Consider the following 243-nt stretch of genomic DNA (forward strand, 5'->3'; position numbering starts at 1 on the left):
TGGCCAGCAACTCGACATTCCTGCTACCACGCTGGCCGCACAATGAGTGGCGGCTCGCGCATACAGCTGCTAAGCCCGCGGCTGGCCAACCAGATTGCCGCAGGTGAGGTGGTCGAGCGGCCAGCGTGGTAGCAGGAATGTCGAGTTGCTGGCCAACCTTGAGCTCATCGCTCTTGAGGTTGTTGGTGCTGCGCAGGCTGGTCACGCTGACTTGATAGCGCACAGCGAGCATCGCCAGGGTTT

The 243-nt window shown here is 61.7% G+C and carries 1 pseudogene; it reads right to left on the minus strand.

The window, feature by feature from the left end:
- Positions 1-112: 112 nt before the first annotated feature.
- Positions 113-243: pseudogene (locus tag J5M56_RS27315) on the minus strand (LysM peptidoglycan-binding domain-containing protein); the annotation flags it as partial.

Origin of the sequence: Pseudomonas sp. 51_B (assembly GCF_017491595.1) — a bacterium.
Classification (GTDB): Bacteria; Pseudomonadota; Gammaproteobacteria; order Pseudomonadales; family Pseudomonadaceae; genus Aquipseudomonas; species Aquipseudomonas promysalinigenes.